At 64.3% G+C, this 23,633-nt stretch carries 23 protein-coding genes; 4 read left to right on the top strand and 19 right to left on the bottom strand.

Annotated elements, in window-relative coordinates; all coding sequences use genetic code 11:
- Positions 1 to 18 precede the first annotated feature (18 nt).
- From FHS02_RS18520 to FHS02_RS18500, 5 genes are all read right to left on the bottom strand, one after another.
- Positions 19 to 1,809, bottom strand: a complete 1,791-nt coding sequence (locus FHS02_RS18520) for an acyl-CoA dehydrogenase C-terminal domain-containing protein (RefSeq protein ID WP_137315821.1) — start codon at positions 1,807 to 1,809, stop codon at positions 19 to 21.
- Positions 1,810 to 1,916: 107 nt separating this feature from the next.
- Positions 1,917 to 2,504, bottom strand: a complete 588-nt coding sequence (locus FHS02_RS18515) for a TetR/AcrR family transcriptional regulator (RefSeq protein ID WP_137317631.1) — start codon at positions 2,502 to 2,504, stop codon at positions 1,917 to 1,919.
- Between the two features lie 321 nt (positions 2,505 to 2,825).
- Complete coding sequence (locus FHS02_RS18510) at positions 2,826 to 3,206, bottom strand: RNA-binding S4 domain-containing protein (RefSeq protein ID WP_137315820.1); 381 nt, start codon at positions 3,204 to 3,206, stop codon at positions 2,826 to 2,828.
- Positions 3,206 to 4,375, bottom strand: a complete 1,170-nt coding sequence (clsB, locus tag FHS02_RS18505) for a cardiolipin synthase ClsB (protein WP_137315819.1) — start codon at positions 4,373 to 4,375, stop codon at positions 3,206 to 3,208. The genes FHS02_RS18510 and clsB overlap by 1 nt, the downstream gene beginning before the upstream one ends.
- A gap of 4 nt (positions 4,376 to 4,379) precedes the next feature.
- Positions 4,380 to 5,189: an endonuclease/exonuclease/phosphatase family protein gene (locus FHS02_RS18500; protein WP_137315818.1), complete on the bottom strand. Its 810-nt coding sequence runs from the start codon at positions 5,187 to 5,189 to the stop codon at positions 4,380 to 4,382.
- A gap of 294 nt (positions 5,190 to 5,483) precedes the next feature.
- On the opposite strand from FHS02_RS18500, the gene FHS02_RS18495 reads away from it, so the two are divergent.
- Positions 5,484 to 5,909, top strand: coding sequence for a hypothetical protein (locus tag FHS02_RS18495; RefSeq protein ID WP_137315817.1), 426 nt, complete (start codon positions 5,484 to 5,486; stop codon positions 5,907 to 5,909).
- Between the two features lie 84 nt (positions 5,910 to 5,993).
- On the opposite strand, the gene nudB is transcribed toward FHS02_RS18495, so the two are convergent.
- From nudB to ubiE, 9 genes are all read right to left on the bottom strand, one after another.
- The gene (nudB, locus tag FHS02_RS18490) at positions 5,994 to 6,449 is read right to left on the bottom strand and encodes a dihydroneopterin triphosphate diphosphatase (protein WP_137315816.1); all 456 of its coding nucleotides are present in this window, start codon (positions 6,447 to 6,449) and stop codon (positions 5,994 to 5,996) included.
- A gap of 115 nt (positions 6,450 to 6,564) precedes the next feature.
- Positions 6,565 to 8,370 (bottom strand): aspartate--tRNA ligase, encoded by a 1,806-nt coding sequence (aspS, locus tag FHS02_RS18485; RefSeq protein ID WP_175424897.1) that lies wholly within the window; start codon positions 8,368 to 8,370, stop codon positions 6,565 to 6,567.
- Positions 8,371 to 8,438: 68 nt separating this feature from the next.
- Positions 8,439 to 9,026 carry a DUF502 domain-containing protein gene (locus FHS02_RS18480; protein ID WP_137317629.1) on the bottom strand — a complete coding sequence of 196 codons (588 nt, stop codon included), beginning with the start codon at positions 9,024 to 9,026 and terminating at the stop codon, positions 8,439 to 8,441.
- Between the two features lie 16 nt (positions 9,027 to 9,042).
- The gene (locus FHS02_RS18475) at positions 9,043 to 9,357 is read right to left on the bottom strand and encodes an FmdB family zinc ribbon protein (protein WP_137315815.1); all 315 of its coding nucleotides are present in this window, start codon (positions 9,355 to 9,357) and stop codon (positions 9,043 to 9,045) included.
- Between the two features lie 206 nt (positions 9,358 to 9,563).
- Complete coding sequence (locus tag FHS02_RS18470; RefSeq protein ID WP_137315814.1) at positions 9,564 to 10,181, bottom strand: methyltransferase; 618 nt, start codon at positions 10,179 to 10,181, stop codon at positions 9,564 to 9,566.
- Positions 10,182 to 11,750, bottom strand: coding sequence for a ubiquinone biosynthesis regulatory protein kinase UbiB (ubiB, locus tag FHS02_RS18465; protein ID WP_137315813.1), 1,569 nt, complete (start codon positions 11,748 to 11,750; stop codon positions 10,182 to 10,184).
- Complete coding sequence (locus tag FHS02_RS18460; RefSeq protein ID WP_229422318.1) at positions 11,747 to 12,385, bottom strand: ubiquinone biosynthesis accessory factor UbiJ; 639 nt, start codon at positions 12,383 to 12,385, stop codon at positions 11,747 to 11,749. Before FHS02_RS18460 ends, ubiB begins: the two co-directional genes overlap by 4 nt.
- A 114-nt stretch (positions 12,386 to 12,499) precedes the next feature.
- Positions 12,500 to 13,474, bottom strand: coding sequence for a Tim44 domain-containing protein (locus FHS02_RS18455; RefSeq protein ID WP_137315812.1), 975 nt, complete (start codon positions 13,472 to 13,474; stop codon positions 12,500 to 12,502).
- A gap of 19 nt (positions 13,475 to 13,493) precedes the next feature.
- On the bottom strand, positions 13,494 to 14,228 hold the full coding sequence (ubiE, locus tag FHS02_RS18450) for a bifunctional demethylmenaquinone methyltransferase/2-methoxy-6-polyprenyl-1,4-benzoquinol methylase UbiE (RefSeq protein ID WP_131148006.1): 735 nt from the start codon (positions 14,226 to 14,228) through the stop codon (positions 13,494 to 13,496).
- A 213-nt stretch (positions 14,229 to 14,441) separates the two neighbouring features.
- On the opposite strand from ubiE, the gene FHS02_RS18445 reads away from it, so the two are divergent.
- Entirely contained in the window at positions 14,442 to 14,699 is a 258-nt protein-coding gene (locus FHS02_RS18445) for a hypothetical protein (RefSeq protein ID WP_137315811.1), read from the top strand.
- Between the two features lie 60 nt (positions 14,700 to 14,759).
- Here FHS02_RS18445 and FHS02_RS18440 read toward each other — a convergent pair whose 3' ends face one another.
- The gene (locus FHS02_RS18440) at positions 14,760 to 16,064 is read right to left on the bottom strand and encodes an LLM class flavin-dependent oxidoreductase (protein ID WP_137315810.1); all 1,305 of its coding nucleotides are present in this window, start codon (positions 16,062 to 16,064) and stop codon (positions 14,760 to 14,762) included.
- Positions 16,064 to 18,343, bottom strand: a complete 2,280-nt coding sequence (locus FHS02_RS18435) for a TonB-dependent receptor (RefSeq protein ID WP_137315809.1) — start codon at positions 18,341 to 18,343, stop codon at positions 16,064 to 16,066. Before FHS02_RS18435 ends, FHS02_RS18440 begins: the two co-directional genes overlap by 1 nt.
- 153 nt (positions 18,344 to 18,496) lie before the next feature.
- On the opposite strand from FHS02_RS18435, the gene FHS02_RS18430 reads away from it, so the two are divergent.
- Together FHS02_RS18430 and FHS02_RS18425 are read left to right on the top strand one after the other, a co-directional pair.
- On the top strand, positions 18,497 to 19,558 hold the full coding sequence (locus FHS02_RS18430) for a LacI family DNA-binding transcriptional regulator (RefSeq protein ID WP_217496849.1): 1,062 nt from the start codon (positions 18,497 to 18,499) through the stop codon (positions 19,556 to 19,558).
- 13 nt (positions 19,559 to 19,571) lie between these two features.
- Positions 19,572 to 20,504 carry a sulfonate ABC transporter substrate-binding protein gene (locus tag FHS02_RS18425; protein WP_137315808.1) on the top strand — a complete coding sequence of 311 codons (933 nt, stop codon included), beginning with the start codon at positions 19,572 to 19,574 and terminating at the stop codon, positions 20,502 to 20,504.
- Positions 20,505 to 20,658: 154 nt separating this feature from the next.
- Here the strand turns inward: FHS02_RS18425 and FHS02_RS18420 are convergent, their stop codons facing one another.
- The 3 genes from FHS02_RS18420 to FHS02_RS18410 all read right to left on the bottom strand — a co-directional run bounded on the left by FHS02_RS18420 (position 20,659) and on the right by FHS02_RS18410 (position 23,631).
- Positions 20,659 to 22,380 carry a methyl-accepting chemotaxis protein gene (locus tag FHS02_RS18420; protein ID WP_137315807.1) on the bottom strand — a complete coding sequence of 574 codons (1,722 nt, stop codon included), beginning with the start codon at positions 22,378 to 22,380 and terminating at the stop codon, positions 20,659 to 20,661.
- Between the two features lie 293 nt (positions 22,381 to 22,673).
- The gene (locus FHS02_RS18415; protein WP_137315806.1) at positions 22,674 to 23,096 is read right to left on the bottom strand and encodes a gamma-butyrobetaine hydroxylase family protein; all 423 of its coding nucleotides are present in this window, start codon (positions 23,094 to 23,096) and stop codon (positions 22,674 to 22,676) included.
- A 64-nt stretch (positions 23,097 to 23,160) separates the two neighbouring features.
- On the bottom strand, positions 23,161 to 23,631 hold the full coding sequence (locus FHS02_RS18410; protein WP_371861431.1) for an HIT family protein: 471 nt from the start codon (positions 23,629 to 23,631) through the stop codon (positions 23,161 to 23,163).
- Positions 23,632 to 23,633 lie beyond the last annotated feature (2 nt).

Here is a 23,633-nt window from a genome sequence, read left to right as displayed (position 1 = left end):
GTTGTTGTCCTTGGTCTGTTAGAACAGGTCGGCGTCCAGCGCCATCAGGTTCGATGCGCCCGAACGCGCCTGGCGGATCAGCATCGCGGTTTCCGGGTACAGGCGGCCGAAGTAGAAGCGCGCGGTAGCCAGCTTGGCCTTGTAGAACTTGTCGTCCGAGTCTTGTTTTTCCAGCGCGATCTTGGCCATCTGCGCGAAGAAGTACGAGAACACCAGGTGGCCGGCAACGCGCAGGTAGGGCACGGCGGCGGCGCCCACTTCGTCCTGGTTCTGGAAGGCCTTCATGCCGATTTCCATCGTCAGCTTCGTGACTTTTTCGCCCAGGTCGCCCAGCGGGGTAACGAACTCGGACATCGCTTCGTCGGTGCCGTTCTCTTCGACGAAAGCGCGGATCTTCTCGCCGAACTTGCGCAGTTTCGAACCGTTGTCCATCAGGATCTTGCGGCCCAGCAGGTCCAGCGACTGGATGGTGTTGGTGCCTTCGTAGATCATGTTGATGCGCGCATCGCGCACGTACTGCTCCATGCCCCACTCGGCGATGTAGCCGTGGCCGCCGAACACCTGCATCGCCTCCGACGTGGCGATCCAGCCGTTGTCGGTGATGAAGGCTTTCACGATCGGGGTCAGCAGCGCCACTTCGTCGGCGGCTTCCTTGCGCACGTCTTCGTCGGGGTGGTTCAGTTCGCGGTCGATCTGCAGCGCGACATAGCTGGTCAGCGCGCGGGCGCCTTCGGCGAACGCTTTCGCCGTCAGCAGCATGCGGCGCACGTCCGGGTGCACGATGATCGGGTCGGCCGGCTTGTCGGCGGCCTTCACGCCGGACAGCGAGCGCATCTGCAGGCGGTCCTTGGCGTACACCAGCGCGTTCTGGTAGGCCACTTCGGTCAGGCCCAGCGACTGCATGCCCACGCCCAGGCGGGCCGCGTTCATGAACACGAACATCGCGTTCAGGCCCTTGTTCGGCTGGCCGATGATCCAGCCTTTCGCGCCGTCCAGGTTCATCTGGCAGGTGGAGTTGCCGTGGATGCCCATCTTTTCTTCGATGGCGCCGCAGAAGATCGGGTTGCGTTCGCCGATGCCGCCATTGGCGTCCGGCAGGAACTTCGGTACCAGGAACAGCGAGATGCCTTTCGAGCCTTCCGGTGCGTCCGGCACGCGGGCCAGCACCAGGTGCAGGATGTTTTCGGACATGTCATGCTCGCCGGCCGAGATGAAGATCTTGTTGCCGGTGATGGTCCAGGAGCCGTCGTCGTTCGGCAGCGCCTTGGTGCGCAGCAGGCCCAGGTCGGTGCCGCAGTGCGGTTCGGTCAGGCACATGGTGCCGGTCCATTCGCCGGAAACCAGCTTCGGCAGGTAGGTCTTCTTCTGCTCGTCCGTGCCGTGTTCCTTCAGGCACTCGTAGGCCCCGTGCGACAGGCCCGGGTACATCGTCCATGCCTGGTTCGACGAGTTCAGCATCTCGTAGAACGAATTGTTCAGCACCACCGGCAGGCCCTGGCCGCCGTATTCAGGATCGCAGGCCAGCGCCGCCCAGCCGCCTTCCACGTACTGCTTGTACGCTTCCTTGTAGCCCTTCGGCGTGGTGACGGTCTTCGCCTGCGCGTCGTGGTGGCAGCCTTCGCGGTCGCCGGAGTGGTTCAGCGGGAACAGCACTTCGGACGTGAACTTCGCGCCTTCTTCCAGCACGGCGTTGATGATGTCGGCATCGGTCTCGGCGTGGGCCGGCAGTTCCTTGAGCTGCTCTTCCACCTTCAGGAACTCATGCAGAACGAATTGCATATCCCGGATTGGCGCGACGTATTGACCCATGTTTATCTCCTGCGACTGTAGGCTAAGTGTGATTGATGCCGCATCTTGTGGATGCGGCAGGTGTTATGGCTGTTGAATCTATGACTGCTGAATCTATGACTGTGAAATCAGGACTGATAGTTTTCGATCAGGCGGTTGAAGCCCACCGTGGCACGTTCGACGGCGCCGGGGATGCGCAGGAAACGGGCATCGTGGTGCACGGCCAGGATCAGGCCATACATCTCGTACACCAGTTGCTGCGCATCGGTATCCGCCTTCAGGTGCCCGCATTCGATCGACTGCTGCGTGGCGCGCAGCAGCGCTCCCTGCCATGCGCCGACCATCGTCACCAGCGCTTCGCGGATCGGGCCGGGGCGGTCGTCGTACTCGACGGCGCCGCTGATGTAGATGCAGCCGGACGCGATTTCGACGGACACGCGCTTGACCCACTGCGCGAACATCATCCGAAGGCGCGGCAAGCCGCGCGCTTCCTTGATGCTGGGGTAGAACACTTCTTGTTCGAAACGGCGGTGGTAAAGCTTCAACACTTCCAGCTGTAGATCTTCACGCGAGCCAAAGTGGGCGAATACGCCAGATTTACTCATGTTCATCCGGTCCGCCAGCAGGCCGATCGTCAGCCCTTCCAGCCCGTCACGGCTGGCCAGGTCCAACGCCACGTCGAGGATGGCGGCGCGGGTCATTTCGCCCTTGCGCATGAATTTTGTCGAGGTATTGATGGCTAAGTTGCTCACTTTGGCGTCCGGCTTCAGGAGAGAAAGGAACTTCGATTTTCCCTCGGCAGGTATGCTTCGTGTGAAAAAAATTACGAACGCTCGTACTATTATCCAGGGCTGGATAAATGTCAAACGGGATCGTTAGAGGTGGCGTTCTATTTTGTACCCGGCCTTGCGCGCGGGGGTTGACAGCGGATTTTACGCTGGGGGAAACGGCTGGCAGTACACCGGTGTCAGACACTATTTTCGGGAAGAATCATCCCGAAAATAGTGTCTGACACCCGGCTATCTGATGGCACGAAGTCATTCGCCGTGGTCGATCTGGTCGCGGATGCGCCGGTCGCGTTTCGTGGGTCGGCCCTTCAAGTCGGCGGCCGGTTCGTGGAACAGCTTGCGCCGCTCGGCTTCCTTGGCGCGCCGGGCAATCGATTCCTCGCTTTCCTCGTACAGCGTGCGGGCGATCGGGGCGCCCTGCCGTTTGTCCGAGATGCCCACCACCAGCACGTCCCATTCATCCGAGCCGTTGTCGATGTGGAGCTTCTCGCCCAGCTTGACGAGCCGCGCCGGTTTCACGCGGTCGCCATTGATCTTTACCTTGCCGTTGTCGATCGCGTCGATCGCCAGGTTGCGCGTCTTGAAGAAGCGCGCCGCCCACAGCCATTTGTCGATCCTTACGTTATCCATCAAGCGTATTTTCCCACTGCAAAAATGCGCATCAGCGTCCGGTACACCACGTAGGCGATCCCGTAGCCGATGCGGCGGAAGCGGCCGATGTGTTCGAATTCGTGCGCGTGGATTTCCACGCCTTCGGCCAGGGCCGCCTCGATATGCCCGCGCAAATCCTTCGCGAAGGCGGCGTCCTTGATCACGACGTTCGCTTCCTGGTTCAAAAAAAGGCTCAACCCGTCCACGTTGGAAGAGCCGACGGTGGCCCACTCGTCGTCGATGACGGCCACCTTCGCATGGAGCTGGGTCTTGCGATATTCCACCACCCGCACCCCGGAGGCAAGCAGCTTGGGATAAAACGAGTGCGCCACCGCATCCTGCAGCCAGTGCTCGCCCACGCCGATCAGCAGGATCACCTCGACACCGCGCTGCGCCGTTTGCGACAGCGCGTGCCGGAACTTGCGCCCCGGTGCGAAATAGGGGTTCGCCAGCAGCACGCTCTTGCGCGCGGCACCCATGGCCTTCAGGTAGGCCCTCTGGATGGTGTGGCGGTTACGCAGGTTGTCGCGCACGACGAAGCCGGCCTGCACCGTTGTGCTGGCTTCCGCGGCGGCCTTGTTGGCGCGGCGCGTTTCCTTGTACAAGCCGATACGCTCGGTCAGCGGCATCCTGCCCAGGCGTCGCCATTGCGCCACGGCTTCCTTGTGGATATTCGCCACCAGCGGCCCCTTGACCGCCACGGCGAAATCCCAGCGCGGCGCGGACAGGCCGATGGCGTGGTTGTAGTCGCAGAACATGTCGTCGTTGACGTTGATGCCGCCCACGAAGGCGACACAGCGGTCGACGACGCAGATCTTGCGGTGCGTACGCGAAACGCCACGCCTGAACCAGGGGTTGAAGATACGGTGTTCAACGCCCGCGGCAAGCACTTGCGCATGCAGCCGCTTGACGCGCCCTGCACCGGTGCCGAACCAGTCGGTGATCATGCGCACCGTCACGCCCCTCTGCGCCGCCCGCATCAGCGCGGCCTGTACGGCCTGCCCGGTTTCATCGTCCGCGAAGATGTACGTCTCGAAATAGACGTCGTACTGCGCGGCATCGATCGCTTCCGTCAGGCCAGGGAAGAATTCGGTACCGCAGTGCAGGAGTTTGACTTCGTTGTCGGCAATGAAATCGACGGGACGCATGACGCTATAACAGTTTCAGGGTAGCCACCAGCGGCGCATGGTCCGATAACTTGGCCCAGATCGGGCCGTGCAGGACCTGCGCTGATTCTACCTTGAAGCCGCGAACGTAGATACGATCCAGGCGGAAGAAGGGCAAGGCGGATGGGAAGGTGCGGGCCGGACGGACGGCCGCCTGCCGCCGGGCCAGGGTACGGACCAGGTCGCCCAGGCTGGAGCTGGCGCCGATTTCGTCGAAGACCTCGACCACTCCCAGTGCCTTGCGCAGTTTGGCGCTCAGCGTGTTGCGCCAGTCATTGAAGTCGCCGGCGATGATCACCGGCTCGTCGTTCGGTGCCGACAGTCTGACCGCTTCGATCAGCGCTTCCACCTGCCGCACGCGGCTGCGCTCGAACAGGCCCAGGTGGATCACATAGCAGTGCACGACGCCTTCCGGCGTTTCGACGATCGAGTGCAGGATGCCACGCGCTTCGTAGGCATGGTCGGAAACATCGGTATTGGTCCACTTGGCGATCGGGTACTTCGACAGCAGCGCGTTGCCGTGGTGGCCATGATCGTATTGCGCGTTCAGGCCATAGACGGACTGGTGCGACTCGCCCGCGAAGAACTCGTGCTGGCTGCTCTCGGGCCAGTGCTTGGGCCCATGGCGCTCTTCGCCGAAGCGGGCCGCGATCCGGTCGTGCTGCCCCTGAACTTCCTGCAGGAAGATCAGCTCCGCATCGAATGCCGCGATGGCCTGCTTGAGCGCCAGTACCCGCGGCTTGCTGCGGTAGGAAACGCCCTTGTGGATGTTGTAGGTGGCGACTTTGATCTTCATGAAAGCCATTCTAGCGCCAACCGTGCTCTTTCATCCCGGCCAATCGTGCGGCGGAGATACGATTGCGCACCGGCGGCCGACCGCATGGCGCAAATCCTGCATGCGGCTTCGCTGGGGTGCCGGCGCAGGAATTTCACTACTTTACTCCGGACCAGGAAGTCGTTGCCTGCCAGCCGCGGCAATTGTGCGCCGGTCGCACAATCTGTTGCTGCCAATGGCCCGGTTATCGCATATAGTTGACCTGACAGAGGAACTCGAAGTTTCCAATAACGACTGACGCGAACGGGAGGCTTTATGGCGATCAGCACTTTCTGCACCACGCTTTGTGCACTGACCATGCTGGCGGCGGTACCTGCCCCGGCTTTTGCACTCCTGCAGGATGCGGGTCCGGTCACGACCAGCACCACGACAGCCCGCGACGCCGGGCACAACCATGCCACGCCCCAGCAGGGTGGCAGTCGCCTGCTGTTTGAAACGGATGCGCCGATCGGCATGGCCGGCACCGACCAGGTTCCAGCCGCACAGGCTCCAGGCTCGGTTTCGCTGTTCAACCAGACAGGCACCTATTTCGGCGAACTCATCGGTGGCGACATCGCGTTCCGTCCTGCCGCCGAAGGGCAAAGCGAGCCCGAGCCGGTCAGCCTGCCACTGCTGGGCGCGGCCGGTGTCGCGCTGCTGATCGCGCAGCTGCGCCGCTCGCGCCGGCCGGCCGTGCGCTGAGGGACCGTGCGCTGAGGGACCGTGCGCTGAGGGACCGTGCGCTGAGGGACCGTGCGCTGAGGGACCGTGCGCCAAGGCGCGCGGTCAGCGCAGCATCCGCGGTAGCTGCAGGATCGCTTCCGCGTTCGACGCGGAAAAGCACTTGTCGGCCGCGGCGAGATGCGGCAGCCACACGTGCGCGGTGTGCTCGCGCGGCGACAGCATGATCGGGATGTCGCGCGGGACTTCCACGCTGAAGACGTGTTCGGTGTTGTGCGTGACGCCCGGCGCGTAGCGGTGGCGCCAGACCGGGTAGATCTCGTACACGTTCGACAGGCGCCAGTCGCGCAGCACGATGCGCTCGCCATCGGCAACGATGCCGGTTTCCTCGAACAGTTCGCGCGTGGCGGTGGCGGGCAGCGGCTCGTCGGCCGCGTCCAGCGAGCCGGTGACCGACTGCCAGAAGCCGGGATGCCCGGCGCGTTCGATCAGCAGCACTTCCAGGTCGGCGGTGTGGATGACGACCAGGACTGAAATGGGGATTTTCGGTGGTTTTTGCATTGATCTTGCGCTTGGCTCGATGTTGCAAATGGCGGCTGAACACAGGGGGCCGCGCCCCCTGCGAGTCTACAGCCGCAGGGTATAAAAAAGGGCGCCGCGGCGCCCTTTTCCGTTCTTAGCCAGCCACTTTCGGCTCGGCCGCGCGCAGGCGGATGTGCAGCTCTTTCAGCTGCTTCTCGTCCACTTCCGACGGCGCGTGCGTCAGCAGATCCTGGGCACGCTGGGTTTTCGGGAACGCGATCACGTCGCGGATCGAATCGGACTTCGTCATCAGCGTGACGATACGGTCCAGGCCGAACGCCAGGCCGCCGTGCGGCGGCGCGCCGTACTGCAGCGCGTCCAGCAGGAAGCCGAACTTCAGGCGTGCTTCCTCGGCACCGATCTTCAGCGCGCGGAACACTTTCGACTGCACGTCTTCCTTGTGGATACGGATCGAACCGCCGCCCAGTTCCCAGCCATTCAGCACCATGTCGTAGGCCTTGGCGATGCAGGCACCCGGATCGGTTTCCAGCATGTCTTCGTGGCCATCCTTCGGCGCCGTGAACGGGTGGTGCGTGGCGGTCCAGCGGTCGTCTTCCTCGTCGTATTCGAACATCGGGAAGTCGATCACCCACAGCGGTGCCCACACGTCGTCGAACAGGCCGTTCTTCTTGCCGAATTCGCTGTGGCCGATCTTCACGCGCAGCGCGCCGATCGCGTCGTTGACGACCTTCGCCTTGTCGGCGCCGAAGAAGATCAGGTCGCCGTCCTCGGCGCCCGTCAGTTCGAGGATCTTGGCCAGGGCTTCGTCGTTGATGTTCTTGACGATCGGCGACTGCAGGCCGTCACGGCCCTTGGCCTTCTCGTTGACCTTGATGTAGGCAAGGCCCTTGGCGCCGTAGATGGCGACGAACTGGGTGTACGCGTCGATTTCCGAACGCGGCATCTCGGCGCCCTTCGGCACGCGCATGCCGACCACGCGGCCGTTCGGCAGGTTGGCGGCGGCGGAGAACACCTTGAAGTCCACCGACTTCATCACTTCGGTCAGTTCGGTGAACTCGAGCTTCACGCGCATGTCCGGCTTGTCCGAACCGTACTTGCCCATCGCTTCCGAGAAGTCCATCACCGGGAACGGGTTCGGCAGGTCGATCGACAGCGTGTTCTTGAACACCTTGCGGATCATGTCTTCGAACAGGTCGCGGATTTCCTGCTCGTTCAGGAACGAGGTTTCGCAGTCGATCTGCGTGAATTCCGGCTGGCGGTCGGCGCGCAGGTCTTCGTCGCGGAAGCACTTGGTGATCTGGTAGTAGCGGTCGAAGTTGGCCACCATCAGCAGCTGCTTGAACAGCTGCGGCGACTGCGGCAGCGCGAAGAACTGGCCGGCGTTGACACGCGACGGCACCAGGTAGTCGCGCGCGCCTTCGGGCGTGGACTTGGTCAGCGTCGGCGTTTCGATGTCGATGAAGCCCAGTTCGTCCAGGTACTTGCGCACTTCCATCGTCACCTTGTAGCGCAGGCGCAGGTTGTTCTGCATTTGCGGGCGGCGCAGGTCCAGCACGCGGTGCGTCAGGCGGGTGGTTTCCGACAGGTTGTCGTCGTCCAGCTGGAACGGCACGGCCACGGACGGGTTCAGCACTTCCAGCTGCGAGCAGACCACTTCGATCTTGCCGGACTTCAGGTTGTTGTTGACGGTACCGGCCAGGCGGTCCTTCACCACGCCGGTCACGCGCAGGCAGTACTCGTTACGCACGGATTCGGCCGTCTTGAACACTTCCGCCTGTTCCGGATTGCAGACGATCTGGACCAGGCCTTCGCGGTCGCGCAGGTCGATGAAGATCACGCCGCCGTGATCGCGGCGACGGTGCACCCAGCCGCACAGGCTGACGGTTTGGCCCAGCAGGGCTTCGGTGGTGAGCCCGCAGTAATGAGTACGCATTGACATGGTTATTTCTCGTTCAGGTTAATTTGAGCTGTAGTTGAGCTGGACAGCAATGGGTTCATTCGGGCGCGTCATTCGGGCGCAACCACGCCCATCGATACGATGTATTTCAGGGCGGCGTCGACGGACATGTCGAGCTCCACCACGTTTTCGCGCGCCATCATCAGGAAGAAGCCGGAGGTCGGGTTCGGCGTCGTCGGCACGTAGACGGAGACATAGTCTCCCACCAGGTGGTTTTTCACGTCGCCACCGGGAGCGCCCGTCAGGAACCCGATCGTGTACGAGTTCGCGTGCGGGTAAGGAATCAGCACGGCCTTGCGGAAGGCATTGCCGGACGACGAAAACAGCGTATCCGACACCTGTTTCACGCTGCCGTACAGCGAGCTGACCACGGGAATGCGGTGCAACAGCTTTTCCCACAGCTTCAGCACGTAATTCCCGATCAGGTTGTTGGCCAGCAGGCCGACGACGAACACGATGAGAATGGTGAGGATCGCGCCGAAGCCGGGAATGTCGAAGCCGACCAGCGTGCGCGGCTGCCAGCGTTCCGGGACGAACAGCAGCGACTGGTCCAATGTGCCGATGATGATGTTCAACACCCAGACCGTAATGGCCAGCGGCACCAGGACCAGCAGGCCCGTCAGGAAACACTTGCGTATCAGGTTCATCGGCGCCTTATTTCTTGTCGCCGGAGCCGGTCGCCGCGGGTACCGTCGGCGCCGCGGGCGCGGCCGGCGCGGCGGGCGAGGATTCGCTCTTCGCCCCGTCGGCTTTCGCAGCACCGGCCACGCCGGTGGCAGGCGCATTGCCGCCACGGAAATCGGTCACATACCAGCCGGTGCCTTTCAATTGAAAGCCGGCCGCGGTCAACTGCTTCTTGAAAGTGGATTTACCGCAGGATGGGCATTCCGTGAGCTGCGGATCGGAGATCTTTTGCAGCACGTCCTTGGCAAAGCCACATTCCTCGCAGCGGTAGGCATAGATAGGCATCTGTTACTCCGCAAAAAACATCAAAAACCCTGAATTATAAGTGTTTTTGCGGACTCAGCCTCACTTGCTGGCAGGGAAAACCGGTGACAGGCTCCGATTTTCTGGAAATATTGCCGAAAATCGCTGCGCTCTGGTAACGGATCTTCATGGTCGAGCTCGTGTTGCCGGGCCATGGCCCGGCAATACGAGCTCAAGCATGGGAACGGCTAGCGCCGCCGCCACTCCATCCACCGCTCCTTGCCCTCGAAGACGGGCAGCGAGTCGGGGACGGGCTCGTCCTCGATGAGTGTGAAGTGGGGTGCCAGCAGTGTTTCGAGCTCGGCGCGGGCGATGCCGAAGGGCGGGCCTGACGGCGTGTCGCCGAAGAAGAAGTAGCCGGCCAGCAGGCCGTCGTGCGGCAGCAGTTCGGCCCAGCGCTGCACGACGCGCGGCTGGTGTTCGGGCGGCAGTGCGCAAAGGAAAGCGCGTTCGTAGATGACGTCCAGCTTCCGGTCCGGCTGCCAGGTGAAGAAATCGGCCTGCACGATCCGCTCGGGCCAGCGCCTGACGACTTTTTTCGCCCGCGCCACCGCGTTCGGCGAAAAATCGATGGCCAGCGCTTCCCAGCCCGCCTCGCACATCAGGTCCAGCTCGTAGGCGGAGCCGGCGCCGGGGATCAGCGCCACCGGCGGCACGACCGCCGCATCGGCGGCAGCATCGCGCGAAGCTACCAGGCCGCGCAACTGCTCGGGAATACCGCCCAGGTCCCAGGGCATGAATTGCTGGGCAAAGCGTTCATCCCAGAAATGCGGTTCGAGAGGATCGCGCGTATCGAATTCGGGCATTTACAGTACTCCATGCCAGCGCAGCCAGGCCTGGAAGCCGATGGCCCCCACCACGAAGGCGCCGACGAAATAAACGAAAAAGCTCAGTAACCGGTTGGTACGGCGCTGTTCCTCCGCGAGCTGCCGCAGCAGTTCGTTAGTGCTGTCGTCGCGCTCGCCCAGCGCCGTCAGCGCCTGGTGCGTCAGCCGTGGCAGTTGCGGCAGGATGTGCGAGTAACGGGGCGCTTCCGCCTTCAGCTTGTCCACCAGGCCGCGCCAGCCCACCTGCTCGGATACCCACCGCTCCAGGTGCGGCTTGGCCGTCTTCCACAGGTCCAGCTCCGGGTCGAGCACGCGGCCCATGCCTTCGATGTTGAGCAGCGTCTTTTGCAGCAGCACCAGCTGGGGCTGGACTTCGACATTGAAACGGCGCGACGTCTGGAACAAGCGTAGCAAAATCTGGCCAAACGAGATGTCCTTCAGCGGCCGGTCGAAGATCGGTTCGCAGCAGGCCCGCACCGCCGCCTCCAGCTCGTCGACACGGGTGTTCTTCGGCGCCCAGCCCGATTCGATGTGCGCCTCGGCCACCCGCTTGTAGTCGCGGCGGAAGAACGCCAGGAAGTTCTGCGACAGGTAATCCTTGTCGTAGTCGTTCAGCGTGCCGACGATGCCGAAGTCCAGTGCGATGTAGCGGCCGAACGTGGGCGGGTCGATCGACACGAGGATATTGCCCGGGTGCATGTCCGCATGGAAGAAGCCGTCGCGGAAGACCTGCGTGAAGAAAATCTCCACGCCATCGCTGCCCAGCTTTTTCAGGTCGACGCCCGCCTCCACCAGCCGGTCGATCTGCGAGACGGGAATGCCGGTCATCCGTTCCATCGTGATCACGTCGCTGGAGCAGTAGTCCCAGTACATTTCCGGCACCATCAGCAGGTTCGACTCGGCGAAGTTGCGGCGCAGTTGCGCCGCGTTGGCCGCCTCGCGCATCAGGTCGAGCTCGTCGTGCAGGTACTTGTCGAATTCGGCGACCACTTCCTTCATCTTCAGGCGGTGGGCATCCTTCCACAGCCGGTTGATCATGTCGGCGGCCAGGTTCATCAGGGCCACGTCCTCATCGATCAGTTTCTTCATGCCGGGGCGCAGGACCTTGACGGCAACCGGCGTGCCATCGGGCAACGCGGCGAAGTGCACCTGGGCGATCGATGCGGAAGCCACCGGCACCCACTCGAAGCGGGCAAACAGCTGGTCGGGATGGGCACCCAGCGAGCGCTCGATCTGGGCCACCGCCAGCTCGGAGTCGAACGGCGGCACGCGGTCCTGCAGTTTCGACAGTTCGGCAACGATGTCCGGCGGGATCAGGTCGCTGCGGGTGGACAGCACCTGCCCCAGCTTGACGAAGATGGGGCCCAGCTCTTCCAGCGCCAGGCGCAGGCGGATCGCGCGCGCCGTGGAGATGTCGCGCCAGAAGAACGCCGTATCGAAGAAGCGGTTGATGCCGGGCTTGTCGAAGCCGGAAATGGCGATTTCGTCGAGGCCGTACTTGACGATGACACGCAGGATTTTGAACAGGCGAAGGAATTTCAGAATCATCGAGGGTGGGTGCCTTGCTTGTTGATCTTATTGCTGAATTTCTGTTCCAGCCTTTCCAGCCGCTTGGCGAAGCGCTCGACATCGTCGCGCAGCCGCGTCACGTCGCCGGCGAATGCCTGGGCCGTCACGGGGCGCACCAGGACCGGATTTTCTTCCAGGATATATTCGGCCACGTTTTCCGTTGCCTTGCGGTGACCGTTCCTGAACGCTTCGAGTGCCGATTTCGCCCCCGTGACCATGCGCACGGCGGCTACCGGGCCCACCAGTTTTTCCAGGTCGTGCTCGGCTTCCCAGCGCAGTGCCTGCGACAGCCGCGAGATCGCGTTCGCGAATTCGGCGTCGCCCTCGATCTGCACATAGGAAAACGCACGCTCGCGGTTCTGCGCGATCAGCGGCAGGTCGGACAGCTTCAGCCGGATCGTCACCGCCGCGGCCTGCCCGGCAGCAGCGGCCTCGACCATGCCATCGGCGGCCACGCGCAGGCGCAGCTCGACGGGCGACGCGTCGATGCGGGCCACCTTGCCCGCATATTGCTTCAGCTCGGCGCGGGCCCAGGGCTCCTGCGCCAGCAGGTGGTTGATCGTGGCGGCAGCCGGCATGGACAATGTCGGCAACGCGGTGGGGAATGGGAACATGTTTGAGAGGCACAAAAAAACAAAACCGCCCAGGAAATCCGGGGCGGTTTCGATCTTACCAGTTTGCAGGGGATTAACCCTGCACACTGTTTATAAATGGTTTAACGAACCGGCTTAAGCGACCTGCTGGATACCGCCCAGCAGCCAGCCACCGTTGCCGTTGACCGGTTTGACCAAGTTCCACACTTCATTCAGCGGTTCCGGCAGCGCATCCGGGGCCGGCTTGCTGCGGCCGGAGAACTGCACGGAAGCCACGTATTCCGTACCGGTGTTCTCGATGCCCAGCAGTTCGGCTTCGAGTTCCACCACGTCCGTATAGTCGGCCTTGCCGTTGCGTTCCTGGATCTGCAGGCGCAGTTCGGCAAACACTTCCGGCGTGGTGAATTCGCGGATGTCGTTCACGTCGCTCTTGTCCCAGGCGGCCTGCAGGCGGATGAAGTTACCCTTGGCGTGGCGCAGGAACGCGGCCTGGTCGAAATCGGCGGGCACGCCCCATTGCTGGTGCGGCTGCTGCAGGTTCGATACTGGCTTGTTCAGGTCGATGCCCGACGACGGCTGCAGGCGCGAACCGATTTCCGGCGTGGACGAACCACCCTGCGGAGCGGGGTTGCTGAAGTTACCGTTGCCGCCACCGTTGCCACCGAAGCCGCCCGCGTAGGCGCTGGCCGGCTGCGGACGGTTAGCCTGCGACTTGCCCTTGATCAGGCGCCAGATGAAGAAGATGGCGGCGGCGATCAGCGCGAACGTGAGGATCGTGCCGATCGCGCTGGCCAGCGCGCCACCGATGCCCAGGTGCGACAGCAGCGCGCCCAGGCCCAGGCCCAGCAGTGCGCCGCCGAGGATGCCTTTCCACATGCTCGGCCGCTTGGCCGGCACGGCCGGCGCCGGCGCCGGCTGGTTGGCGGGACGTGCCGCATTCTGTTGCTGCGGCGTGGTTGGCTGCGCCTGGCGCGGCGCCATGTTTTTCACGTTCTGCGACTGGCGGCCGAACGATTTGCCACCGCCCATCGGGCGTGCGGCAAGCTCCGCCGTCATCGAGATGGCGGCCAGCGCGAGGGTAGCGCCAACGAGGAGTTTTTTCAGTTTCATGGCTCTGTCCTAAAGTAAATTACAGTTTGATGCCGGTGTGTAAAGCGGCCACACCTGCCGTCAGGTTGTAATACTGGACCCGCTCCAGCCCTGCCGCCTGCATCATCGTCTTCAGCGTTTCCTGGTCGGGATGCATGCGGATCGATTCGGCGAGGTAACGATAGCTTTCCGAATCGTTGGCGATCCGCTTGCCCAGCCATGGCAGCACCGAGAACGAATACAGGTCGTACGGTTTTTGCAGTGGCTCGGCCACCTTCGAGAACTCCAGCACCAGCAGTTTTCCGCCGGGCTTGAGCACGCGGCGCATTTCCGCCAGCGCCTGGTCCTTGTGCGTCATGTTGCGTAAACCGAAAGCCACGCTGACGCGGTCGAAATAATTGTCCGGGAACGGCAGCTTCTCCGCATCGCACAACAAGGTGGGGGTCACGAGGCCCTTGTTCAAGAGCCGGTCGCGGCCCACGCGGAGCATCGATTCGTTAATGTCCGTCAGCCACACCTCGCCGGTTGGCCCCGCCTGCTTCGCGAATGCCTTGGCCAGGTCGCCCGTGCCGCCGGCAATGTCCAGCACCTTCATGCCGGGGCGCACGCCCGCATTGGCAATGGTGAACGTCTTCCAGATGCGGTGCAGGCCGCCGGACATCAGGTCGTTCATCACGTCGTACTTGGCGGCGACGGAATGGAAGACCTTGGCGACTTCCTTTACTTTCTCATCCTCGTTGACGGTCTTGTAACCGAAATGGGTGGTGTTGGTCATTAGCGTAGGTGCGGTGAGTACGGTGGGACGGGTTGATCTCCCGGCATTATACAAGCGTCATCCTGCGGGTAGCGCCAGCTCCACACTCCTTGCACAATTGTCAATTTCCAACACTTTTTCAAAATCGTGTCAACGGGCCTTTGCAAGGCCGCGTTAAGCGGACAAGCCGGTCTCTTCGACACGGCATCTGTCTACTGATTACGGAGGAAGACAATGGAGCTTCAACATCAACTCCCCAAGGATATTTATTTTCCGGAGATCGATGAGGCAACCCGCCAGATGATCGACGCAACGGATGCGCAGGCGCGCCGCGCCCAGGGTGGCAAGCCGCCCGCACCGATGCCGTTCAATGCCGAGGCGATCCGTACGTTGCCGCCGGCCGCCCGCGCCGCCTTCCGCTACATCTGGGAACGCGAGCAGCGCCGCTACGAAGAATACGTGCAGCGCCGCCGCACCAACGCGGTCAACTAAGCGCCGTCGACTCAGCGTAGTCGATTCTGCGTAATCGATTCTGCGCAGTCATGCTGGTTTTTACAGGGCATCCCGATGCCCTGCTTCCTGCAGCCCCAGGTGGCTGCGCAAGGTGGTGCCTTCGTAACGGGTGCGGAACAATCCGCGCCGTTGCAGTTCCGGCACGACCAGCCGCAGCACGTCATCCAGGCCGCCCGGCAAGGTTGGCGGCATCAGGTTGAAGCCATCCGCCGCGCCGCCTTCGAACCATGCCTGCATCTGGTCCGCCACCTGCTCCGCCGTGCCGATCACGGTGAAATGGCCGCGCCCGCCCGCGATGCGCTGGTACAGTTGGCGGATCGTCAGGTCCTCTCCCTGCGCGATCGCCGTCAGCAATTGCTGGCGGCTGCGCTGGCCATCCTGCGTGACCGGCAAGTCCGGTAGCGGACCGTCGAGCGGATAGCCGGACAGGTCGAAATTGCCGATCATGCGCCCCAGCAGCGCCAGGCCGGCCGCCGGCTCGATCAGGCTCTGCAGCAGGCCGAACTTGTCCTGCGCTTCCTGCTCCGAGGTGCCGACGATGGCGAAGATGCCCGGCGTGACACGCAGGCTGTCCGGCGCGCGGCCATGCCGCGCCACCCTTTCCTTCATGTCGCGGTAAAACACCTGCGCGTCCGCCAGCGTTGCCTGCGCCGTAAACACCACGTCCGCCGTGGCCGCGGCCAGCTCGCGCCCTGTTTCCGAACTGCCCGCCTGCACGACCACCGGCTTGCCCTGCGGGCTGGGCGGCACGTTCAGCGGACCGGATACCGAAAAATGCTCGCCACGGTAATCCAGCCGGCGCACCTTCGACGCGTCGAGCAGGCGGCCACCGGCCTTGTCGTTGACGAAGGCGCCCTCCTCCCAGCCCTGCCACAAGCCGTCCACCACCGCGTGGAACTCGCGGGCCCGGGCATAGCGAACGGCATGGTCGACATGCCGTTCGCGCCCGAAGTTGGCGGCTTCGGCCGCGTTATCGGAAGTGACGAGGTTCCAGCCCGCGCGCCCGTTCGAGATACTGTCGAGCGAGGCGAACTGCCGCGCCACCGTGTACGGCTCGTTGTACGTGGTGGTGGCCGTGGCGATCAGGCCGATGCGGCTGGTCACGGCGGCCAGCGCCGACAGCAGCGTTACCGGCTCGACCGACGGCGCGCCCGTCAGCGCCACGCTGTCGGCCAGGAAGACGGCGTCCAGGCAGGCGCGCTCGGCGCTTTGCACCACGTCGCGATAGACCTCGTACGGCGAGGATGCAAGATCGGTATCGGGATGCCGCCATGCGGCCACGTGGTGGCCGTAACGCATCAGGAAGGCTGTCAGGCTGAGCTGTCTCGTGCGTGCGTGCGCCATCAGAACTCCTTGCGCGCGGTGATGCCGAAGTAGCGGCTGTCGTCGCGCGGCACGCCGCGGTGCACGGTGCCGGTACCGGTGACGAGGTTCGTCGCATACGACTTGTCGGCGAGGTTCTTGCCCACCAGCGCAACGCGCCAGCCGGCGGCCGGCTGTGCCAGTTCGATCGCCGCGTTGACGATGCCGTAACCCGGCTGGATCGCGTCCGGCGACTGGAACAGGTCGAATTGCGTGCGGCTCTGGTAGGTGTAGTCGAGATTCAGGTTGACCTCGTGGCCGCTGGCCAGCGGCACGTGGTAGGCACCGCGCAGGAAACCCTTGAAGCGCGGCGCGAACGGCAGCGTCTTGCCGTTCAGGTTGCACGATGCGGCGGCGGCCGGCGGGCAATTGAACGCATCCACCTGCGCATCGGTCCAGGCAAAGGCGCCGGTCAGCGTCAGCTGCGGCGTCGGCCGCGCTGTCACGTCCAGTTCCACGCCGCGCGTGGAGACGTCGCCGGCATTGACGAGCCGCGTCACGACCGCACCGGCCACCGTGTCATAAAAATTGGCCTGGTAGTTGGAATAATCGGTGTGGAACAGCGCCACGTTGGCGGTCAGCCTGCGGTTGAACGCGGAAGTCTTCACGCCCAGTTCGAAGGAGCTCGACGTTTCCGGTGCCAGCGCCAGCGTATCGCGCGCCAGCATGTTGAAGAACACATTGTAGGCCGGGCCCTTGTAGCCGCGCGACCAGGTGCCGTATGCCGTCACGGCCGGCGAGAAATCGTGCTGCAGGCCGAGGCGGCCCGACCAGCCATCCTCATCGGTGCTGCCGTCGCTGCGCGTGCCCGGCTGCACACCGGGGAACGCGGTGGCTTGCGTGGACGTGCGCACGTGATCGTACGACAGCTTGTCGCGCGTCCAGCGCGCCCCGGCGATCGCACGCCACGACGGGCTGATGTGCAATGTGCCCTCGCCGAACGCCGAATAGCTGTCGCTCTCGACGCCATAGTCGGCACGTCCGCTGTTCGTGGCGGCCGTGGTGACGATCCTTTGATAGGTTTCGCGGTCCTTGCCATGCAGGTAGAAGAGCCCCGCCACGTAGTCGATTGAAGATGCGCCGGCGGACGACAGGGCAATCCGCGGCGAGGCGAGGCGCAGCTCCTGCGACGCCTGCGTGAACTCCAGCGTGCCGATGTCGCGCGTGGCCGGATAAGCGCTCGTGATGCGCGCCACCTCGGCGCTGTTGCCGATCGGCGAAGTGGTGGTGTGCTGCGCGTTGTCCCAGGCACGCCACGCGGTGATCGATGTCAGCGTGTAGCCGTTGCGGCGCCAGTTCACCTGCGCGGAGACGCCCTTGTTGGTATCGTCGATCGCGTTGGGCAGGTCGACATTGACCTGCCGGTTTTCGGTGCCGGCGACGACCGGCAGCAGCGCCTGCGCGAACGGCGCGCTGGTCTGCCGGTAAGGGGCCTGCGTGGGCGAGCTTTCCGACTTCAGGTAGTCGGCGATCAGCGAAATATCGGTGTCGGCGTTCGGCGTGATGTCCAGCCGGCCGCGCACGCCGCGGCGCTCGTAGCCGTTGACCTGGCCGCCACCGGCATGCACGTTCTCGATGTTGCCGTCGTAGTCCGCGTACGCCGCATTGATCGACGCGCGCAGCACGCCCGGCTGCAAGGCGCCGCTGATACCGGCCCGTACGCGCTTTTCGTGCCCGGTGTAGGCGGAGGCATCCACGTAGCCGGTCAACTGCTCCGATGGCGTGCGGCTGACGATGTTCAATACGCCGGAGGATGCGTTCTTGCCGAACAGCGTGCCCTGCGGGCCGCGCAGTACTTCGATGCGGTCGATGTCCAGCAGGTCGATCGTGGCCTGGCCCGGCCGTGCGTAGACGACGCCGTCGACCACGGTCGACACTGTGGGTTCGACGCCCGGCGACGTCGATATGGTACCGATGCCACGAACGAACAGCGTCGAGTCCTTGTTGCCGCCCTGCTGGCGGAACGCGGCGCTGGGGATTTCCTGCACCACCGTGTCGATGCTGGTGCGGTTGGCCAGTTCCAGCTGCTCGCCGCTGACGACCGACACCGCCACCGGCACCGATTGCAGCGATGCCGAGCGGCGCGTTGCCGTGACCGTGACCGAGGCAATCACCGCTTCGCCTTGCGCCGCCGGCTCCGGTGCCGGCGCCGCTTCCGGTGCTGGCTCGGCCGCGCCTGCGAGCCGCGCGCCGAGCAGCAGGCCGATGGCCACGCCGGCATGGATGTTCCGATGTTTCTTCTTGTTGTGCTGCCGTTTCATGAGATCCCCAATATGCGAAAAACCGTTCTGCACCTGCGGAAAACCAGCTTGGTGCGCGATGCGAAGACTGCTAGACTTTTTTCTATGGTACCGATACCGTCGCAGTGTCGGCCAACGCAAAAATGAAGTCAAAGAATCAAATGGAGCATCGATATGTCGTTTGAGAATATGCCGGAGCAACGGCGGAAACGCCGTGGTTCCGGGCGCGCCACGATTCACGACGTGGCGAAACTGGCCGGCGTGGGGTCGATCACGGTCTCGCGCTACCTGAAGAAGAACGGCTACGTGTCGGAAGAACTGGGCGCGCGGATCGATGCGGCGGTCGCGCAGCTGAAATACGTGCCGAACCTGGCCGCGGGTGGCCTGTCATCGGCCCACAACAAGGTGGTGGGCATGGTGGTGCCGAACATCTCGGGGCCGATCTTCGCCAGCACGATCCAGAGTTTCAACGACACGCTGAACCGCCACGGCTACCAGGTGCTGCTGGCATCGAGCTACTTCTCGGCCGAGCAGGAGGAAAACGCCGTGCGCGCATTCCTCGGCTGGTCGCCTGCCGCGCTGGCCACGGTGGGCCGCTTTCATACGCGCGGTACCGAGGCGCTGCTGGCGGCGGCCGGCATTCCGGTCGTGGAGACATGGGATTACGCGCCGCGGCGCAAGCCGATCCAGGTGGGCTATTCGAACCGCGAGGTGGGCGTGCAGGCGGCGCGGCACCTGCTGGCGAAAGGCTACCGGCGCATCGCCTTCGTGCAGAACAGCGTGGCCGGCGACCTGTCGGCGCTGGACCGCCGTGACGGCTATGCAGCCACGCTGGAGGAACATGGCCTGGAACCGTGGACTTACGCGCCGACCGAGGCGGCGCCGTTCGACGCGGGGCGCGAGGCGCTGGAGGCGCTGACGCGCGGCCGGAAAGGAAACCGGAAGGCGGCGGACGCGATCATCTTCGCCAACGACAACCTGGCCGCCGGTGCCCTGCTGGCATCGCAGCGCGCGGGGCTGCAGGTACCGCAGCGCTGCGCGCTGATGGGCTTCGGCGACTATGCGTTTTCGCCCCTGCTGCTGCCCAGCCTGACGACGATCCGCCCGCCCGGCCGCGAGATCGGCGAAATCGCCGCGCAGCGCATCCTGCAGGCGCTGGGCGAACTGCCGGCCGATCCGAAACCGGCACGGCTGAATTTGCTCGAGTGCGAACTGATCGAGCGTGAGAGTACTTGAGATGGGAATGACAATGAAGAAGATATTGACTGTACTGCTTGCACTGCTGCTCTTGGCGGCAATGCCCGCGCGGGCCGATACGCTGCGGATCGGCTTCCAGAAAGGCGGCGGCCTGCTGACGATGCTGAAGCGCCAGGGTGCCGTGGAAAAGGCATTCGCGCCGGCCGGCACGGCGGTGAAATGGATCGAATTCCCGGCCGGGCCGCAGATGCTAGAGGCGCTGAACGCCGGCAGCATCGATTTCGGCACCACCGGTGCGCCGCCGCCGGTGTTCGCGCAGGCTGCCGGTATCGACGTCGTCTACGTCGGCGCCGAGCCGCCACCGGTCGCCAGCGAAGCGATCATCGTCAAGCCCGGGTCGCCGATCCGCACCGTGGCGCAACTGAAAGGCAAGCGCATCGCGTTCGCCAAGGGATCCGGCTCGCACCTGCTGCTGGTGGCGGCACTGGACAAGGCCGGGCTGACGATCCGCGACGTCAAGCCGATCTTCCTCGGCCCTTCCGAGGCGCGCGCGGCGTTCGATGGCGGCAGCGTCGATGCGTGGGTGGTGTGGGATCCCTACCTGGCGGCCGCGCAGAAGGCCTACGGCGCGCGCGTAGTGGCCGACTACACCGGCCTGTTGCAGGCCAACGGCTTCTACCTGGCGTCGCGCGCGTTCGTGCAGCGCTCGCCGCAGGCCGTGGCCACGCTGCTGGACGAGATCGCGAAGGCCGGCAAATGGGCCAATACCCACCGGCAGGAGATGGTGGCGATGATGGCGCCACAGGTGGGCGTGCCGCCGGACGTGATCGCCACGTGGCTGGCGCGGCAGACGGCTGGCGTGGTGCCGGTGAATGCGGCGATCGTGGCCAACCAGCAGAAGGTGGCCGACCTGTTCTACCGGGAGAAGCTGATTCCGCGGCCGGTGACGATCGCGACGCAGGCGTGGACGTGGCAGCGCCGGTAAATGGCGCCGCGGAGGTGGTGAAGGCGGCGCAGCCTGGCGCGGCAGAGATTAGCAAGGCAGCGCGGCCTGGCGCTGCAGAAATCGGCAAGGCGGCGCGGCCGGGCGCCGCCGGGGTCGGGAAGGCGGCGCGGCCTGGCGCTGCCGGCTCGCTGCGTTAGAACTCTTCCCATTCGTCGGCGGCCGGTGCCTTGCTGGCGGCCGGCTTCTGCGCGCGCGGCTGCGGTGCCTTCGTGGCCGTACCCATGCGCGGCAGGGCAACCGCCGGCTTCGAAGGTGCCGGCGCCGATGCACGGGCCGGGACATGCGCATGCGCATGAGCGACATCGTTCGACAGCTTGAAGGCGCTGACGGCGCCCAGCAGGTTTTCCGTCTCGTGCTGCATGGCTTGCGTGGCGGCGGCCGCTTCCTCGACCAGCGCCGCATTGCGCTGCGTGACTTCATCCATCTGCGTGATCGACTGGTTCACCTGCGCGATGCCGTTGCTCTGCTCGCGGCTCGCTTCAGCGATATCGACAACGATGCCGGTCACGCGCTCGACGCTGGCCACCATCTCGTTCATGGCCTGCGCCGCCTGGGTTGCCAGCATGCTGCCGGAACCCACCTTGTCGACGGAATCGGCGATCAGCGCCTTGATTTCCTTGGCTGCCGCGGCACTGCGCTGGGCCAGCGTGCGCACTTCGGAAGCGACCACCGCGAAGCCGCGGCCCTGCTCGCCCGCGCGGGCCGCTTCCACGGCCGCGTTCAGCGCCAGGATGTTGGTCTGGAATGCGATACCGTCGATCACGCCGATGATGTCGACCACCTTGCGCGACGAGGCGTCGATCGCCGCCATCGTTTCCGACATCTGGCCCATCACGGCACCGCCCGCCGCCGCCTTCGTGGAGGCTGCCTCGACCAGTTCGCGCGCCTGCATCGTGTTGTCGGCGGTGCTTTGCACGGTGCTGGTCAGTTCTTCCATCGTGGCGGCGGTTTCTTCCAGCGCGCTGGCCTGGCTTTCGGTACGCGACGACAGATCCTGGTTGCCCATGGCCACCTCGCTGGCGGCCGTGCCGATCGCCTGCGCGCCGGTGCGCACGTTCGACACCATGTCGATCAGGCTTTGCTGCATTTTCGCGATGCCGCGCATCAGCCGGTCGATCTCGTTGTTGCCCTGGGCTTCCACACGGGCGGTCAGGTCGCCGTGCGCCACGCCGTCCAGCAGTTCGACGGCGCGCTCCAGCGGTGCGATGACGAGGTTGCGCAGGAATACGTGCATGGCCACGACCAGGGCCAGCGCGCCGGCCAGGCCCAGCGCCACGAGCCACAGCACCATGCGGTACTCGCCGTTGCGCTCCTTCATCAGCGCTTCGCCCCGTTCGGTGTTCTCTTTCTGGAATTTCTCGAGCAGCGTCGAGATCTCGGCGCCGCGCGGCGTCAGGTCGCGGCTGTTGATGGTGGCAAAGCCTGCGACGTCGTTGCCCTTCAGCGCGGCAATCCCGCCGTCGAGCGTATCGAGCATGCGTGTCGATGCCGCGATGAGGTCGTTGCGCAGCTGCGCATCGGTCCCCGCGGATGGCGGCGCAGCAGCGAAGTCGGCCAGCGCCTTGCGGGTACGGACCAGGTAATTGGTGGCATTGCCGAGGGCGCTGCCATTGGTCGCGGCCTGGCCGCCATCGCGCGATTCCGAGTAGGCACGATTGAGGCTGGAGCGAACCCGCGTGGCATCCTTGTAGATGTCATTGATCGCCTGCGTTTCCAGGGCGATATCCTGTACCAGCGACAACGCGCTGTTGGAGCGGTTGATCATGAACACGCCAAGCGCGGCGCCGATCGCGATCATCACGGTAAACAGGCACAGCGCAGCCATCAGGCTGAAGCGAACGGTAAGTTTGGGCATGTGGTCTTCCTGGAAAGCGCAGCGGTCAGAGAACAGTATTCTCCTGCCACGCTCAGGTGCGCACAATATCGCACCGGTGGAATGGACCAAAAAGTAGCCTCACAGCAACAAAAACTTGCCGAAACGATCTCGCTTTGCAATAACTTGCGCGGATCGATGGCTCATCCAGCCTAACTGCCGAGCTGGTTGCTAAACAACAGCGGGGAAACAGCGGGGACAGTCCCCTCCAGGGGGACAGTCCCCAAGTTTTTTACAACAGCTTGCCGACGAGCGGTACAGCCGGCGGGGATGGGTCAGTGCCGGTGGCCGCAGCCGTGGTGGGCCTTGGTCTCCGTGCCGTGCAGGACGGCGCCCGGCTCGCGGCCGGTATCGCCGAAGAAGCCGGCGGCGTGCAGGCGGCCGATATAGTCGTGCCAGCGCGCGTCCAGGTTGGCACCCAGGTCGTACAGATACTGCCAGGTGTACAGGCCGGAGGCATGGCCGTCGGTGAAGATCGGCTTCAGCGCATATTGGCCGACCGGTTCGAGGTCGGTGATGCCGACGTCGCGCTTGCCGACCTGCAGCGTTTCCTGTCCCGGGCCGTGGCCCTGCACTTCCGCCGATGGCGAATAGACGCGCAGCAGCTCGTACGGGATGTTGAACGACGCGCCGTCGTCGAAAGCGATTTCGAGGGTGCGCGATTTGTTATGCAGGGTAATAGCGGTGGGATTGGCCATGATGGATCAGCTCAGGTCAGTTTTGATGCGTTATTCGTCAGGCGTCAGGCGCCATGCGTCATGCTCATGCGTCAGCCATGCGTTCGCGGATCGTGGCATGCAGCTCGGCCAGCAACGCCGTGCGCACGGCAACGGCGGCAGCGGAGGGATCGCGCTGGCGCGCGCCCCACGTGGGGTTCGGGAAGTGCGCATCGTCCGCATACCGGGGAATCACATGCCAGTGCACGTGGGGGGTCATGTTGCCGAAACTGGCCACGTTGACCTTGTGCGGCGCGAGCACGTCGCGCTGCGCCGCTTCCACCGCCCACACGGCGCGCATCACGCGATCGCGGTCCGCGGGAGACAAATCCGTCATCTCCTTCACGTGCGCATTCCACACCACGCGCGTGAAGCCGGGATAGCCCGGCTCGTCGACGGCGACGACGGACAGCGCATCGTCACTCCAGATGACGACGCCCGCAGGGGGCGCCGCCAGCAGGGTGCACAGGTCGCAGGCCGCCGCGCGGTTTACCGCGCTGTTTACCGCACCGTTCACCG

Origin of the sequence: Pseudoduganella umbonata (assembly GCF_014192225.1) — a bacterium.
Taxonomy (GTDB): domain Bacteria; phylum Pseudomonadota; class Gammaproteobacteria; order Burkholderiales; family Burkholderiaceae_D; genus Rugamonas; species Rugamonas umbonata.
This window is presented reverse-complemented; position numbering and strand designations above follow the sequence as displayed.

Bases quoted from the DNA above. Each gene is read 5' to 3' on its own strand.
- FHS02_RS18520 (WP_137315821.1), bottom strand. From the start codon at position 1,809: ATGGGTCAATACGTCGCGCCAATCCGGGATATGCAATTCGTTCTGCAT.
- FHS02_RS18515 (WP_137317631.1), bottom strand. From the start codon at position 2,504: ATGCGCAAGGGCGAAATGACCCGCGCCGCCATCCTCGACGTGGCGTTG.
- FHS02_RS18510 (WP_137315820.1), bottom strand. From the start codon at position 3,206: ATGGATAACGTAAGGATCGACAAATGGCTGTGGGCGGCGCGCTTCTTC.
- clsB (WP_137315819.1), bottom strand. From the start codon at position 4,375: ATGCGTCCCGTCGATTTCATTGCCGACAACGAAGTCAAACTCCTGCAC.
- FHS02_RS18500 (WP_137315818.1), bottom strand. From the start codon at position 5,189: ATGAAGATCAAAGTCGCCACCTACAACATCCACAAGGGCGTTTCCTAC.
- FHS02_RS18495 (WP_137315817.1), top strand. From the start codon at position 5,484: ATGGCGATCAGCACTTTCTGCACCACGCTTTGTGCACTGACCATGCTG.
- nudB (WP_137315816.1), bottom strand. From the start codon at position 6,449: ATGCAAAAACCACCGAAAATCCCCATTTCAGTCCTGGTCGTCATCCAC.
- aspS (WP_175424897.1), bottom strand. From the start codon at position 8,370: ATGTCAATGCGTACTCATTACTGCGGGCTCACCACCGAAGCCCTGCTG.
- FHS02_RS18475 (WP_137315815.1), bottom strand. From the start codon at position 9,357: ATGCCTATCTATGCCTACCGCTGCGAGGAATGTGGCTTTGCCAAGGAC.
- FHS02_RS18470 (WP_137315814.1), bottom strand. From the start codon at position 10,181: ATGCCCGAATTCGATACGCGCGATCCTCTCGAACCGCATTTCTGGGAT.
- ubiB (WP_137315813.1), bottom strand. From the start codon at position 11,750: ATGATTCTGAAATTCCTTCGCCTGTTCAAAATCCTGCGTGTCATCGTC.
- FHS02_RS18460 (WP_229422318.1), bottom strand. From the start codon at position 12,385: ATGTTCCCATTCCCCACCGCGTTGCCGACATTGTCCATGCCGGCTGCC.
- FHS02_RS18455 (WP_137315812.1), bottom strand. From the start codon at position 13,474: ATGAAACTGAAAAAACTCCTCGTTGGCGCTACCCTCGCGCTGGCCGCC.
- ubiE (WP_131148006.1), bottom strand. From the start codon at position 14,228: ATGACCAACACCACCCATTTCGGTTACAAGACCGTCAACGAGGATGAG.
- FHS02_RS18445 (WP_137315811.1), top strand. From the start codon at position 14,442: ATGGAGCTTCAACATCAACTCCCCAAGGATATTTATTTTCCGGAGATC.
- FHS02_RS18440 (WP_137315810.1), bottom strand. From the start codon at position 16,064: ATGGCGCACGCACGCACGAGACAGCTCAGCCTGACAGCCTTCCTGATG.
- FHS02_RS18435 (WP_137315809.1), bottom strand. From the start codon at position 18,343: ATGAAACGGCAGCACAACAAGAAGAAACATCGGAACATCCATGCCGGC.
- FHS02_RS18430 (WP_217496849.1), top strand. From the start codon at position 18,497: ATGTCGTTTGAGAATATGCCGGAGCAACGGCGGAAACGCCGTGGTTCC.
- FHS02_RS18425 (WP_137315808.1), top strand. From the start codon at position 19,572: ATGAAGAAGATATTGACTGTACTGCTTGCACTGCTGCTCTTGGCGGCA.
- FHS02_RS18420 (WP_137315807.1), bottom strand. From the start codon at position 22,380: ATGCCCAAACTTACCGTTCGCTTCAGCCTGATGGCTGCGCTGTGCCTG.
- FHS02_RS18415 (WP_137315806.1), bottom strand. From the start codon at position 23,096: ATGGCCAATCCCACCGCTATTACCCTGCATAACAAATCGCGCACCCTC.